We start from the raw sequence: 14138 nt of genomic DNA, 5'->3' as shown, positions 1-14138 counted from the left end.
CGCCCGATCGGAGAACCCCACGCCATGGACTTCAGCCTCTTCTACTTCGCCAACGACAGCACGGGCTCGGCCGACAACCGCTACGAACTCCTCCTGGAGGGAGCGAAGTTCGCCGACCGCAACGGTTTCAGCGCGGTGTGGACGCCCGAGCGCCACTTCCACCCCTTCGGCGGCCTCTACCCCAACCCGTCGGTGACCGGCGCCGCCGTCGCCGCCGTGACCGAGCGCATCGGCATCCGGGCGGGCAGCGTCGTCGCCCCGCTCCACCACCCGCTGCGGATCGCGGAGGAGTGGTCGGTCGTCGACAACCTGTCGAACGGCCGCGTGGGCCTGTCCTTCGCCTCCGGCTGGCACGCCACCGACTTCGCGCTGCGCCCGGAGAACTACGAGAACCGCCGCCAGATCCTGCTCGACCAGGTGGAGCAGGTCCGCGCGCTGTGGCGCGGCGAGAAGATCGCCGTCACCGACGGCGTCGGCACCGAGCAGCGGCTCGGCATCTACCCGCCGCCGGTCCAGCCCGAGCTCCCGGTCTGGGTGACCAGCGCCGGCGGCGTCGAGACCTTCCGCAACGCCGGCCGGTCCGGCTCCGGACTGCTCACCCACCTGCTCGGGCAGGACCTCGACGACCTCGCGCACAAGATCGCCGAGTACCGCAAGGCCGTCGCCGAACTCGGCCGCCCCGACGGCTGGACCGGCCACGTCGCCCTCATGGTGCACGCCTTCCTCGGCGAGGACGAGGACGCCGTGCGCGAGACCGTACGGGCCCCGCTCGGCGACTACCTGCGCAGCTCGCTCGGACTGCTGCTCGGCTCGCAGCTCGACGGCCGGCGCATCGACGCCTCCAGGCTGTCGCCGGAGGACGTCGACTTCATCGTGGCCAGGTCCTTCGACCGGTACTTCGACGACGGCGGCCTCCTCGGCACCGTCGACAAGGCCGAGCGGATGGTGGAGCGGTTCCGCGCCATCGGCGTGGACGAGGTCGCCTGCCTGATCGACTTCGGGCTGCCCACGCCCGCCGTCCTGGCGAGCCTGGAGCACCTGAACCGGCTGCGCGAGCGCACCACCCTCGACGGCGAGGGCCCGGCGTCATGACGCGGCAGCCGGAACGAACGGAAGCGGGATCGGGAGTGCGACCGGAAGCGGGGCCGAGGACCATGGGCGGAATCGTCGACTTCGAGGTGGTGTTCCCGTCGTCGACGGTGGACGTCCGGGAGCTGCACGAGTCCTCGGGCGTGCCCGTGGCCGACATCCTGGCCATCACCCACACCGAGAGCTTCCCCGCCCTCGACGAGGACGAGGCAGCCTGGGAGCTGGCCGCCACCGCCGGCCGCACGGTCCTGGAGCGCAACGGCATCGACCCGGACGACATCGGCCTCGTCATCTACGCCGGGTCGGGGGAGTGGGACCTGCCGTTCTGGTCGCCGGCCGCCAAGGTCGCCGACGAACTGGGCATCGGCAACGCCCATTGCTTCGAGGTCGCCAACTTCTGCAACGGCGGCATGACGGCCGTGCGCACCGCGCTCGCCGAACTCGCCGTCGGCACCGCCCGGTACGCCCTCGTGCTCGTCGGCGACCGGCTCAGCCGGCTTGTCGACCACGAGGACGCCGAGTCCAAGGCGCTGTTCAACTTCGGCGACGCGCCCGCCGCCATCCTCCTCGGCCGCGAGGACTGCCTCCTCGACGTGCTGGCCTCCGCCGTGCGCACCGACCCCTCGTGGGCGGACTACTACTCCGGCGACGTGGAGGACGACCGCGTCCTCATGCGCCGCCGCGGCCGCAGGCAGGGACTCGGCGACGCCTACCTGGAGAACTTCCCCGCCCGCGTCGACGACGTGCTCGCCGCGCTCGGCCGGAGCGTCGAGGACGTCGACTGGTTCCTCATCAACCAGGGCGACAAGGGCATGCACGAGAAGCTCCTCGCCAGGCTCGGCATCCCGGCGGAGAAGAGCGTCTTCAACTACCACCGGTACGGGCACATGGGCGGCTCCGACCCGTTCATCGCGCTCGGCGACCTCATCGACGAGAAGCGCGTCGAGCCCGGGGACCTCGTCCTCGTCGCGGCCAGCGGCATGGGCTTCAGCTGGGGCGTGACGGCACTGGAGTACCGAGGCCGATGACCGCTCCCGTACGCCCCTTCGCGGGCTGGAAGGACCTGCGGCGGTTCCTCGCCCCCGTCACCGGGCCCGAGCCGGGACCCGGGAACGGGGCCGACGGGACCGAGGGCGGCTTCACCCTGCTCCTCGTCCACCACGCCGGAGGCTCGGCGGCGGCCTTCGCACCGCTCCTGAGGCACCTGCCCGCCGAGTGGCGGGTGCTCGCCGTGGACCTCCCGGGCCGGCTGATGGCCATGGGAGAGGGCGGCTGCCGTTCCACCGCCGAGGCGGTGGCATGGCTCGCCCCGCTCACCCGGCGCGTCCTCGACGGCCCCTACGGCGTCTTCGGCCACAGCATGGGTGCCCTCATCGCGTACGAACTCGCCCGCGAGCTCTCCAAGGACGGGCCGGCGCCCCTGTGGGTCGGCCTGTCCGGCGCCCCCGCGCCCGGCCACCGCCCCGACCGCGCCCAGCGGCACCTGTGGTCGCGGGAGCGGCTGACCGCCTTCATGCGGGACCTCGGCGGCACGCCCGAGGAGGTCCTCGCGATCCCCGACGTCGTCGGACCGATGGTGGAGGCGCTGCGCGGCGACCTCGCCGTCGTCGACACGTACGAGGAACACCCCGGCCCGCCGCTGCGGGTGCCGCTGTCCCTGTTCACCGGCGAGGACGACCCGGTCGCCCACCCGGGGCTCGCCGCCCCCTGGGCCGGCCGCACCACCGCCGAGACCGTCCGGCACTCCTGGCCCGGAGGCCACTTCTACCTGTTCGACCACGCCGCGGCGGTCTGCCACAGCATCGGCCGAGACGTCACCGCCGCCCGCAACCCGCTTCTGGAGCCCCGCACATGACACGTCGTCTGTTCACCTCGGAGTCCGTGACCGAGGGCCACCCCGACAAGATCGCCGACCAGATCAGCGACACCATCCTCGACGCGCTGCTCGCCCAGGACCCCACCTCGCGGGTCGCCGTGGAGACCCTGATCACCACCGGCCAGGTGCACGTCGCGGGCGAGGTCTCGACCTCCGCGTACGCACCGATCGCCCAGCTCGTCCGGGACCGGATCCTGGAGATCGGCTACGACTCCTCGTGGAAGGGCTTCGACGGCGCCTCCTGCGGCGTGTCGGTGTCGATCGGCGCGCAGTCGCCGGACATCGCGCAGGGCGTCGACACGGCTCACGAAGCGCGTGTGGAGGGCGCCGAGGACGACCTGGACCGGCAGGGCGCCGGCGACCAGGGCCTGATGTTCGGCTACGCCTGCGACGAGACCCCGGAACTGATGCCGCTGCCGATCCACCTGGCGCACCGGCTGGCGCGGCGCCTCACCGAGGTCCGCAAGGACGGGACGATCCCGTACCTGCGCCCGGACGGCAAGACGCAGGTCACCATCGAGTACGACGGCGACAAGGCCGTCCGGCTCGACACCGTGGTCGTCTCCTCGCAGCACGCCGCCGACATCGACCTGGACGGACTGCTCGCGCCCGACATCCGCACCCATGTCGTCGAGCACGTCCTGGCCCGGCTGGACGAGGACGGCATCAAGCTCGACACCGAGGGCTACCGGCTCCTGGTGAACCCGACCGGGCGCTTCGAGATCGGCGGCCCGATGGGCGACGCCGGCCTCACCGGACGCAAGATCATCATCGACACGTACGGCGGCATGGCCCGCCACGGCGGCGGCGCCTTCTCCGGCAAGGACCCGTCGAAGGTCGACCGTTCGGCCGCGTACGCGATGCGCTGGGTCGCCAAGAACGTCGTCGCCGCCGGGCTCGCCCGCCGCTGCGAGGTGCAGGTCGCGTACGCGATCGGCAAGGCCGAGCCGGTGGGCCTCTTCATCGAGACCTTCGATACGGAGCAGGTGCCCGTGGCGACGATCGAGAAGGCCGTGACGGAGGTCTTCGACCTCCGCCCGGCCGCGATCATCCGCGATCTCGACCTGCTCCGCCCGATCTACTCCCGGACCGCCGCCTACGGGCACTTCGGCCGCGAACTGCCGGAGTTCACCTGGGAGCACACCGACCGCGTCGACGCGCTCAGGACCGCCGCGGGGCTGTAGGCCGGACTGCCGCGGCCGGGGCGCCCCGGCCGCGGCCCGGCCGTCAGGGCGGGCAGGCCCGGTCGTTCTCGGGTTCCGGCAACAGCCCCTTCGTGGCGATCAGATAGCCCAGCTGGGCCCGGCTGACGCTGCCGAGGCGCCGCGAGATCCGGCTGATGTACTCGGCCACGGTCCGCCGGCTGATGCCCAGACCGCGGGCGATCTTCTCCTCGGTGTGACCGGCGACCAGGAAGCGCACGATGCTCTGCTCGAGCTCGGAGACGACGATCTCCGGCCGCTTCCCGGCAGCCGGGTCCACCGGGGTGCCGCGGGCCCAGGCGTACTCGAAGACATTGGCCAGGTACCGGACGACATGAGGGTCCCGCACCTCCAGCGCCTCGTCCGGAGAATCGGAAAGCGTCGGAATGAATGCGACCGTGCGGTCGCAGATGATGACCCGGTCGAACATTTCGTCAACGGTACGGATACTTCCGCCGGCTTCCGCGACGGTCCGGATGTAATCGGCGGTGGGCGGATGATTCCACACCGCATGCTGATAGAGGGTGCGTTGCGAGACGCCCCTCGACAGAAGTTCCAGATTGCGCCGCACCACCGTTTCCAGGATCTCCGGAGGACGCCGGCCGCCCGGCTGGGCGGTCAGCAGCTCCGCCTTGCAGAGTCCCACCGCCACGTCGATCGTCTCGGCGATCTCGGCGGCACCCCGGAGCACCGTCGAGCACTGCGGGCCGCCGGCCCGGGCCTCGGTGTACACGGCCTCCGCCGTCTCGAACGACTTGGTCAGAGCGTCGAGCCGACGGCGGCCCTCGGCGAGCGTGTGCTCCAGCGGCGCCAGGGTCCGACCTGCGGCGATCGCCGGAGTGACCGGCACCAGGAGACCGGGCTCACCCGGCACCGGCTCGAGGAGGCCGAGCTCCCTCGCACAGTGCACCGGCGGGTCGGCCGGGACCGATCCGGCGGCGACGGCGCTCTCGTAACGACGTAGTCCAGGCTCGCACAGTCCTGGTCCACATGGCGTGCTATCACACCCTGTTTGTGACATTTGCCCCCCTGCGTGATCATGCGCTGCGCATACATGTTAGGTCAGGGCGTTGTTAGGGCAACCGTGCGCCGGAAACGATGAGCGGGCCTCTCCCGGCCGGTTCCCCACTTCCCGTTTACCCATTTACCAAGGGATGGAAATGCCTCATTCGATTCACAGCGCAGAGTTCCGCTCGGCGGTGGCCCGGCTGTCCGTGCCCGGAATGGGCACCGAAGTCGTCGGCCCGCTTCTCGCCAACCTCGTCCAACTGCTGCGGCCGCGCCGCGTACTGGAAGTGGGAATGGGCTACACGACCCCCTTCCTCGCCGCCGCGCTCGCCGAGGCCGAGCGCACCGTCGCCGACGAGTCGCTCGCGCTCGCCGCGAAGACCCGCGAACACCTCGACGCCGGACGGCGGCTCGACGACGGCTGGCTGCTCGCCGAGCCCCCGCTCGTCACGCCCTCGCTGCACCTGGAGCCGTACCACCCGCGCCTCGCCGCCGTCGACAACCTGTCGATCGCCGAGTCCTCCGCCGGCCGGGTCCGCGAGGTCCTCACCGAACTCGGCCTCGACGACCGGGTCACCGTCGTCAACGCCGACCTCAAGGACTCCCTCGACAAGCTGCCCGAGGAGTTCACGCCCATCGACTTCGCCTGGGTCGACGCCTGGGAGTGCCTGTGGTTCTTCGACCACTTCTGGCCGCTGATCAACCCCGACGGCGGCCTCGTCGTCATGCACTACCTGATGACCTACCCGGAGGGCGACGCCGTCCGCCGCTACATCGCGAAGTTCCAGGAGCGCCACCCGGGCGAGCTGGAGGTCGTCAGCCTGCTCGAGTCGCAGAAGCTGATGCAGAACAGCGTGACGATCCTGCGCCGCACCTCCGGCGCCCGGAAGCTGCGTTACGCCGGGACCGGCGGCCGCATCGACTACTCGGACCAGCTGCACCGCGACGCCGAGGAGCACCTGCGGCTGGTCGCCGGCGGCGGGGCCGCCGACCGGTCCGCCTGACCACGACGAGCTGTGAGGACTGCTGTGACTGTCACGCTCGAACCGGTACGGAGCCGGAGCTTCGCCTTCATCCTGGGCAGCCCCCGCGGCGGAGGCAACACCGAGACCCTGGCCCGCTACGCCGCCGAGGGACTCCCGCCGGACGCCACGGGCAGCTGGCTCAGCCTGAGCGAGCTGACGCTCCCGGCCCGTCCGGCCGGTCCGCTGCCCGACGGCGCGGAGAAGGTGCTGCTCGACGCGACCCTGGACAGCACGGACATCGTCGTCGCGTCGCCGCTCCACTGGTACAGCGTCTCCGCCGCGACGAAGCTCTACCTCGACTACTGGGCCCGCTGGGCCGGGCTGCCGGACCTCGGCTTCCGCGAGCGGATGCGGGGCAAGAACCTGTGGGCCGTCACGGCGTACGCCCGCGGCGACGACACCGACACCGAACCGCTCACGGGCATGCTCCGGCGGACCGCCGGATACCTCGGCATGGAGTGGCGCGGCGCGCTCCTCGCTCGCGCCCACCGCGAGGGCGACCTGGAGGCGGACCCGGCGGCGCTGGCGCGGGCCGCCGCCTTCTTCGACGGCACGCGCTGACGTACCCGCGCCGCCCGGCGGGCGCGCCACCCGGACAGCTCCGGGCGGCGCGCCCGCCGTTGCGGCTTTCCGCGCGGGTGCGGCACCGGGGGAGGGGCGTCCTCACTGCCGCCCCGCGGCCTCCCATTCCTCGTGCGCGGCGCGGACGCGGTCCCACAACCGGCCCGCCGGGTCCTCGACCTCGTCCTGCACCCCGGCCCGGTTCAGGGTGACCTCGTACCCGAGGGCCGTGAGCAGTGCGGCGAAGGCCCCGTCGAGGTGGAAGCGGTAGCCGCCGCGTCCGCGCGTGATGCGGGCGACCGACTCCGTGGCGTCGATGCCGGTCGGCCGCCGCGACGGTGTTCCGGAGTCGCTTGCACCGGCTTAATGAAAACGATTATCGTCTCGCTTGTTCGTGAGCACTCAACCACGCCCAAGGGGGGCCTTCTTTTGCGTACCTTCACGCGCTCTCTCACCGTCGCCGGATCCGTCGCGGCGGCCCTCGCCGTCGGCGGCCTCACCGCCGCCCACGCCGCCGGGACCACCCTGTCCAAGGGACACGTCGACGTCCTCGACGTCGAGTACGCCGCAGGCGCGCTCGAACTCCACGTCCACGACGAGTCGGTGGTCCCGGGCGTCGAGTACGACCCCGCCGACGTCGTCCTCCAGGCGCTGCCCGCCGCCGCGTACACCGTGCCCAGCGGCACCTGCTACAGCCACCTCGGCGCGGCGGGCAGCACCGTCTACCGGCTGCCGCAGGTCGAGAACAGCAACCTGCTCTGGCCCGGCATCTCCGGCGAGCACCTGACCGCCGGCACCTTCCAGGGCGACAAGGTGCAGGTCAGGCTCGCCTCCGTGAGCGGCCCCGGCAAGCTCACCGTCTACAAGAACGGCCTGTGCCCCAAGGACACCCGCTCCTTCGACAGCGGTGACGCCGCCCTCGCCAACACGAAGGCCGTCGCGGCCGGCGAACACGACCACGCCAACTGGGTCTTCACCAAGGCCGGCAGCTACACCGCCACCTTCGAGGTGAGCGGCACCCTCGTCAACGGCACCAAGGTCGGCCCCGCCTCGGCGACGTACACCTTCCAGGTCGGCTGATCCCGACCCCCCGTCACCGCGCCGGGGGCGGGCCTCGGCCCGCCGTTCGAGCCGCCCCCGGCGCGGCCCGTCGCCCTCACCGCCGACCCTCCCCAAGGAGACGCCCCGTCATGCGGGCCGCCCGCGCACCCCGTGCCCTGCCTGCCGCCGCCCTCGCGGCCGCACTCGCCCTGTCGTCCCCGCCGCTCCTGCTCGCCGCGGCCCCGCCCGCCCGGGCGGCCGACCCGCCGCCGCGCGAGGCACCCGCGGGAGAGCGGGTGATCCTGAACGCCGGCCATCTCGACCTGGCCGCCCGCCTCCGGGACGGGCGACTGGAGTTCCGCATCAAGGACGGGACGGTCGCCGGCGCGCCCGTCTGGCGCGAACCCGAGGACGTCCTGCTCCACTTCGACCCGCGCCACGAGATCGTCATCCCGCCGCGCGAGGAGGTCCCGCAGTTCGAGGGCTTCGGCGAACCCGGCCGGAGCCTGTGGGTGGACAAGGACTTCGAGTCCGAGGAAGGGCTGCTCTGGCCCGGCTGGAACACCACGGAGATCCTGCCCGCCGACGTGCGCGACGGGGTGAGCGTCTCCTTCCCCAGGATCCAGGGACCCGGACGGTTCGTGCTCGGCCGGTGGGAGGACGACCCCGACCTCGGCGTCCGCATCGGCGTCACCGTCGACAGCGCCAGGTCCGACCCGGGCGGCGTCCGGCTGCCCGCCTTCACCCACTCCCACCCGCTCTGGATCCTCGACACCCAGGGCGTCTACCGCATCACCATGGAGCTGACCGCCACACTGCCGTCCGGGCAGCGGGTCTCCGACCGCGAGACCCTCGCCGTGGCGGTCGGAAACGTCGACCCGCGCACCGTCGAACCGGGCGACGGCATCCCCGACCCGCCGCCCACGACGACCCCGCCACCCACGACCCCGTCACCCACGACGACGCCCGCACCCGGACCCACGCTCACTGCGACCGGCACACCCGGTCCCGCACCGGCACCCACGTCGACCCCCACCGGCACCCCGGCCCCCACGAGCGCCGCGCCCACGCCGACGCCGACGGCGACGGGCACCGGCGGGACGACGGCCCCCGCCCCCACCGACCCCGTCACGGCACCGCCGCCCGCCTCCGTCCCGGCGGACGCGTCCTCCGCCGCCGGCACCGGTGCGCAAGGCGGCGGCCGGCTCGCCTCGACCGGCGCGGGCACCGCCCTGCCCGCCGGCATCGCCGCGGCGGTGACCTCGGCAGGCGCCGCGGCCCTCGTGCTCGTGCGCCGGCACCGCCGGAAGGAGACGGCCCGATGAGCCCGAAGACAACCCGTACGAGGAACGGGCGGCTGCGGGCGACGGCGGCCGCGGGAGCGCTCGCGATGCTTCTCGTCGCCGGCTGCGCCGCCGGAGCCGGGGACCGGCAGGACGGCCGGTCCGGGGACGCCGCGCTCACGGTCTCCACGACCACCGCGATCATCGCGGACCTGGTGCGCAACGTCGGCGGCGACCGGGTCGACGTCCGCTCCGTCGTCCCCCACCACGGCGACCCCCACTCGTACGAGCCGAGCCCCGGCGACGCCGCCAGGGTCGCCCGGTCCGACCTCGTCTTCAGCAACGGGCTGCTGCTCGAAGAGCCCGGGATCATGAAGATGATCCACACGAACGCCCCGAAGGGCACGCCGAAGGTGCCGCTCGGCGAGGACCTCGAGCAGTACGGCGGTTCCGTCATCGAGCTCGAGGAGGACCTGGGCCTCGACGTCCTCTGGCTCGGCTGGGCGGTCGAGGGCGAGGTCGCCGGCGAGGGCTCCCAGGTCCGCACCACCGCCGTCGCCCTGGAAGGGCCGGGCGACCTGCACGTCTACCTCACGGACACCCTCGGCACCCCGCGCTCCTACGTCGACTCCACCGACGGCCTCGACGCGAAGGACTCGTTCACCCTGCCGCCGGAGGCCCACACCCACGTCAACTGGGCCTTCACCAAGCCCGGTTCCTACCGGCTGACCGTACGGGGGGAGACCGAGACCCTGGACGGGAAGCGCGCGCCGATCGGCAGCGGGACCGTCACCTTCGCCGTCGGCGGCGCGCCCGCCCCGCCCGGCCGGACCGTTCTCGACGGCGGCCACGCCGACGTCGCCGTCGACGCGGCCGCCGGGAGCGTGCTCGTCCGCGCCGACGATCCCGCGACCGGGAAACGCACCCGCCACCCGGCCGGCTCCGTCGTCCTGTCCGTGCCGGACCGGGCGAAGGAGACCGTTCCCGCGGAGGGCGCGTACCGCTTCCTCGGCACGCCCGGCGCCGACGTGTGGGTGCTGCCGCAGGCCGTCGTCGGCAAGCACGTCCACGGCGAGACGGACCCCCACACCTGGGAGGACGTCGCCAACGCCGAGGCCTACGTCCGCCGGATCCAGGCCGAACTGAGCAAGGCCGACCCGGCGGGCGAGGCCGGGTACGAGCGCAACGCCGCCCGCTATCTGAAGCGACTCGCCGCCCTCGACGACGAGGTGGCGGGCACCCTCGCCCGCATCCCGCGCGACCGCCGCGAACTCGTCACCACGCACGACGCCTTCGGCTACCTCGCCCACGCCTACGGCATGGAGGTCGCCGGGTTCGTCGTGCCCGTGCCGAACCGCGAGCCCAGCGCCGCCGAGGTCGGCCGGCTCCGCGCCACCATCCGCGAGAAGCGCGTCCCGGCGGTCTTCCTGGAACCGAACCTCGCCGCGCGCGCCGACGTCCTGCGGCGGGTAGCCGAGGACGAGGGCGTCGGCATCTGCACGATCTACGGCGACTCCTTCGACGACGAGGTCCACGACTACGTCGCGATGATGCGCCACAACGCGAACGAACTGGCCCGCTGCCTGGGCCGGGAGGGGAGTTGAGCCCGATGAGGCTCGCACGGAACACCAGGGTCGCCCTCGCCGCGGCGGGCGCGCTCACGCTCGCCGGAACGGCCGCCACGGCCCCGCCGCCCGCACCCGCCGCACCGTCGGCCGAGGTCCCCGCCGCGCCACGCGCCGAGGGCGAGCCGCTCGTCGCCCTGCTCGGCGCCGACCGGCGCGCCCTCGGCACGGACGGCGTGATCGACGTCGACGACACCCATCGGACCACCGGGCCCGACGGCGCACCCCTGTGGCGCTTCGAGCCCTCCTGGGAGACCACCGGCACGGAGGACGGCACCGCCGTCCGCTGGTCGCTGACCGAGCTCACCGGTCCGGGAAGGCTGCGGGTCACCGACGCCACCGATGCCGGCGTCGCCGACGCGACCGGCACGGCCCCGCCCACTTCGGCGGCCCCGCCCGCCGTACGGTTCGACAGCGCCGACGGTCTGCCCGACGCGTACGAGCTGCACGGCGGCGAACAGGGCCGTACGCACTGGGAGTTCGATGCTCCGGGCACGTACGCCGTGGTCCTCACGGCCGAGACGGTCGCCGGGACGGACGGCGGTACGGACGGCGGTACGGACGGCGCGCAGGGCACGCCTCCGCGCCGCACCGAGGCGCGCTACACGGTACGGGTCGGCGGCCCCGCCGGTACCGCGACGCCCCTTCCTCCGCCCGCCCCCGCCTCGGACGAGGGCCCGGCTGCGGCAGCGCCCGCCGCCGGGCCGGTCGCTGCTCCGGTGACCGCGCAGGTGCGGCCCGCACCCCGGGCCGCCGTGGCGGCGGCGCCCGCCGAACGCGCCGAGACCGGACGGAAGGTGCTCGACGAGGGGCACGTCGACATCGCCGCACGCGTCGTCGACGGACGGCTCCAGGTCCAGGTGAAGGACGGCACCGTCCCCGGCCGCACGGTGTGGCGCGAGCCCTCCTCCCTGGTGCTGCACGTCAAGCCGCAGGCCCGCAGGACGATCCCGGCCGCCGAGGACTTCGCCTTCCTCGGCAGGGCGGGCGACCCCGTCTGGCTGCTCGACCAGGTGCAGCAGCCCGGGCTCCTCTGGCCCGGGTGGTCCACCGACAACCTGCCCGCCGGGGCGACCAGGGGCGAGGTCGCGTTCACGCTGGCCAAGGCCGAAGGACCGGGCGCTTTCGCGCTGTACAACTACGACGGTCTGTCCGGTGCCACCGTCCGCTTCAACAGCGCCGACGGAGTGCCCGACACCTTCGGCATCCCGCAGAACACCCACGCGCACGGCGGCTGGGCCTTCGGCAAGGAGGGTGTCTACCGGCTCACCCTCACCATGTCCGCGACCCTCGCCGACGGCACGCGGACCAGCGACACGGAGACGCTCGCGTTCGCCGTCGGCGCGGTCGACCCGGCGACCGTGCCGACGGGCGGCAGCGGCGGCGGAACGGGCGGAGGCGGCACGGGCGGCGCCACCGGCGGACCGGCCGGCGACGGCGCCACCGGCGGATCCGGCGGCAAGGGCCCGGACACCACCGGTTCCGGCTCCGACGCCGGTTCCGGTTCCGGCGGCAGCGGCGGCTCCGGCGGCACCGGCGGCTCCATGGCCTCGACCGGAGCGGGCTCCACGGCACTCCTCACCGGAACCGCCGCCGCGCTGGCCGCCGTCGGCGCGGGCGCCGTGGCGCTGGCCAGGAGGCGCAGGGCATGACCACCGGCACGCATCCGAGCCCCACCCTGCTGAGCGTCCGCTCCGTCTCGGTCGCGCTCGGCGGCCGAACGGCGGTCGACGGCGCGTCCCTCTCCGTGTCCGGCGGCGAGCTCGTCGGGCTGCTCGGCCCGAACGGCGCGGGCAAGACGACCCTGCTGCGCGCCGTCCTCGGGCTCGTGCCGACCCAGGCGGGATCCGGCGCGGTCGAGGCGACCGGACCGGTCGGCTACGTCCCCCAACGGCACGAGTTCGCCTGGGACTTCCCCATCGACGTGGCCGGGGCGGTGCTCAGCGGCCGTACCCGTTCCGTCGGCCGGCTGCGCGGGCCCCGCGCCCACGACCGGGCCGCCGCCGACGCCGCGCTCGAACTCACGGGCCTGACCGGACTGCGCCGCCGCCCGATCGGAGAGCTGTCCGGCGGCCAGCGTCAGCGCGTCCTGGTCGCCCGCGCGCTCGCGGCCGAGCCGCGGCTGCTGCTCCTGGACGAGCCGTTCACCGGGGTCGACGTACCCACCCAGGACCTGCTCAACGAGCTCTTCGGCCGGCTGGCGGCCGAGGGCAGAGGACTGCTCATGACCACTCACGACCTGGCCGCCGCGGCCCGCACCTGCACCCGGGTGCTGCTCCTCAACCGCACGGTCGTCGCCGAGGGCGGGCCCGAACTGCTCGCGGACGCCGAACAGATGCTCCGCGCCTTCGGCCTCGACCGCGCACGATCGACCACGGGCGGGCCGGCCGCGGGCGGGGCGGCCACGGGCGCGCCGAGCACGGGCGGGTCGGCCACGGGCGCACCGACCGCGGGGGCGTCGACCACAGGCGCGCCGCCTAGCAGGGCGTCGACCACAGACGCGTCGAGCACGGGGGCGACGGCATGACCGACCTGCTCGCCTTCCTCGCCGAGCCCTGGCAACTGCCGTTCATGCGCCGGGCCTTCACCGTCGCCGCGATCGTCGGACCGGTGTGCGGTGTGATCGGCGTGTACGTGGTGCTGCGCGGCATGGCCTTCATCGGCGACGCGGTCGCCCACTCCGCCTTCCCCGGCGTCGCCCTCGCCTACGCCTTCGAGGGCAACCTTCTGCTGGGCGGCGCGGCGGCCGGAGCGACGACGGCGGTCTTGATCGCGTTCGTGTCGCAGAACCGGAGGCTGAAGGAGGACACGGTCATCGGCGTGTTCTTCGCGTTCGCGTTCGGGCTCGGCATCGTGCTCGTCTCGACCCGCGACTCCTGGACGACGGACCTGTCGTCCTTCCTCTTCGGCCAGGTCCTCGCCGTCGACGACGCGGACATCCGGCGCGTCGCGGTGCTCGGCGCCGTCCTCGTCGCGGTGGTGCTCGCGCTGCGGAAGGAGCTGGTGGCGGTCAGCCTCGACCGCGAGACGGCGCGTGCGGCCGGCCTGCCCGTTCTGCGGCTCGACCTGACCCTGTACGTGGTCGTGACGGCCACCATCGTCATGTCCCTGGAGGCCGTCGGCAACATCCTCGTGCTCGCCCTCCTCATCACCCCGGCCGCCACCGCCCGGCTCCTCACCGAGCGGCTGTGGACGATGACCCTGCTGGCCTCCGTCTTCGGCTGCGCGGGAAGCCTGGCCGGTCTGTACGTGAGCTACGCGTACGACCTGGCCGCGGGCGGCTCGGTCGTCGTGGTCCTGACCGCGCTGTTCGCCGTCGCGTGGCTGCTCGCTCCCCGGCACGGCCTCGCGGCGAGGCTCCGTACCCGTACGGCGTGAGGAGAGGCGGACGGCCGGGCGGGGGTGGTGTCGAGTTCACGGCACCACAC

General features: G+C 73.5%; 14 protein-coding genes. 12 read left to right on the top strand and 2 right to left on the bottom strand.

Going from position 1 to position 14138, the window contains the following annotated elements; all coding sequences use genetic code 11:
- Positions 1–24: 24 nt before the first annotated feature.
- From ACFVGS_RS29895 to metK, 4 genes are all read left to right on the top strand, one after another.
- Positions 25–1092: a MupA/Atu3671 family FMN-dependent luciferase-like monooxygenase gene (locus ACFVGS_RS29895; RefSeq protein WP_384410502.1), complete on the top strand. Its 1068-nt coding sequence runs from the start codon at positions 25–27 to the stop codon at positions 1090–1092.
- Positions 1093–1154: 62 nt separating this feature from the next.
- A complete protein-coding gene (locus ACFVGS_RS29890) occupies positions 1155–2117 on the top strand; it encodes a 3-oxoacyl-ACP synthase III family protein (RefSeq protein WP_385694780.1) in 963 nt (320 codons plus the stop codon).
- Positions 2114–2944 carry a thioesterase II family protein gene (locus tag ACFVGS_RS29885; RefSeq protein ID WP_384410509.1) on the top strand — a complete coding sequence of 277 codons (831 nt, stop codon included), beginning with the start codon at positions 2114–2116 and terminating at the stop codon, positions 2942–2944. Before ACFVGS_RS29890 ends, ACFVGS_RS29885 begins: the two co-directional genes overlap by 4 nt.
- Positions 2941–4149: a methionine adenosyltransferase gene (metK, locus tag ACFVGS_RS29880; RefSeq protein ID WP_384410513.1), complete on the top strand. Its 1209-nt coding sequence runs from the start codon at positions 2941–2943 to the stop codon at positions 4147–4149. The genes ACFVGS_RS29885 and metK overlap by 4 nt, the downstream gene beginning before the upstream one ends.
- A 43-nt stretch (positions 4150–4192) precedes the next feature.
- Here the strand turns inward: metK and ACFVGS_RS29875 are convergent, their stop codons facing one another.
- On the bottom strand, positions 4193–5017 hold the full coding sequence (locus ACFVGS_RS29875) for a LuxR C-terminal-related transcriptional regulator (RefSeq protein ID WP_384410516.1): 825 nt from the start codon (positions 5015–5017) through the stop codon (positions 4193–4195).
- 310 nt (positions 5018–5327) lie between these two features.
- Here ACFVGS_RS29875 and ACFVGS_RS29870 point away from each other — a divergent pair, with 310 nt between their 5' ends.
- Both ACFVGS_RS29870 and ACFVGS_RS29865 read left to right on the top strand, forming a co-directional pair.
- The gene (locus ACFVGS_RS29870) at positions 5328–6179 is read left to right on the top strand and encodes a class I SAM-dependent methyltransferase (protein WP_384410519.1); all 852 of its coding nucleotides are present in this window, start codon (positions 5328–5330) and stop codon (positions 6177–6179) included.
- 24 nt (positions 6180–6203) lie between these two features.
- Positions 6204–6761, top strand: coding sequence for a flavodoxin family protein (locus tag ACFVGS_RS29865; RefSeq protein ID WP_384410522.1), 558 nt, complete (start codon positions 6204–6206; stop codon positions 6759–6761).
- Positions 6762–6863: 102 nt separating this feature from the next.
- Here ACFVGS_RS29865 and ACFVGS_RS29860 read toward each other — a convergent pair whose 3' ends face one another.
- Entirely contained in the window at positions 6864–7052 is a 189-nt protein-coding gene (locus ACFVGS_RS29860) for an arylamine N-acetyltransferase (protein WP_385694823.1), read from the bottom strand.
- A 138-nt stretch (positions 7053–7190) separates the two neighbouring features.
- On the opposite strand from ACFVGS_RS29860, the gene ACFVGS_RS29855 reads away from it, so the two are divergent.
- The 6 genes from ACFVGS_RS29855 to ACFVGS_RS29830 all read left to right on the top strand — a co-directional run bounded on the left by ACFVGS_RS29855 (position 7191) and on the right by ACFVGS_RS29830 (position 14088).
- Positions 7191–7841, top strand: a complete 651-nt coding sequence (locus ACFVGS_RS29855; protein WP_385694774.1) for a choice-of-anchor M domain-containing protein — start codon at positions 7191–7193, stop codon at positions 7839–7841.
- Between the two features lie 110 nt (positions 7842–7951).
- Positions 7952–9127: a choice-of-anchor M domain-containing protein gene (locus tag ACFVGS_RS29850; protein WP_385694771.1), complete on the top strand. Its 1176-nt coding sequence runs from the start codon at positions 7952–7954 to the stop codon at positions 9125–9127.
- Positions 9124–10689, top strand: a complete 1566-nt coding sequence (locus tag ACFVGS_RS29845) for an anchored repeat ABC transporter, substrate-binding protein (protein WP_385694768.1) — start codon at positions 9124–9126, stop codon at positions 10687–10689. The genes ACFVGS_RS29850 and ACFVGS_RS29845 overlap by 4 nt, the downstream gene beginning before the upstream one ends.
- 5 nt (positions 10690–10694) lie before the next feature.
- Positions 10695–12362 (top strand): choice-of-anchor M domain-containing protein, encoded by a 1668-nt coding sequence (locus ACFVGS_RS29840; RefSeq protein WP_385694765.1) that lies wholly within the window; start codon positions 10695–10697, stop codon positions 12360–12362.
- On the top strand, positions 12359–13237 hold the full coding sequence (locus ACFVGS_RS29835) for an anchored repeat-type ABC transporter ATP-binding subunit (protein ID WP_385694763.1): 879 nt from the start codon (positions 12359–12361) through the stop codon (positions 13235–13237). The genes ACFVGS_RS29840 and ACFVGS_RS29835 overlap by 4 nt, the downstream gene beginning before the upstream one ends.
- On the top strand, positions 13234–14088 hold the full coding sequence (locus ACFVGS_RS29830; protein ID WP_385694760.1) for an anchored repeat-type ABC transporter permease subunit: 855 nt from the start codon (positions 13234–13236) through the stop codon (positions 14086–14088). The genes ACFVGS_RS29835 and ACFVGS_RS29830 overlap by 4 nt, the downstream gene beginning before the upstream one ends.
- The last annotated feature ends 50 nt before the right edge of the window (positions 14089–14138 follow it).

Source organism: Streptomyces sp. NPDC127114 (assembly GCF_042677525.1).
Lineage (GTDB): Bacteria > Actinomycetota > Actinomycetes > Streptomycetales > Streptomycetaceae > Streptomyces.
The sequence above is the reverse complement of the archived record's forward strand: the minus strand, read 5'-3'. Positions and strand labels throughout refer to the sequence as shown.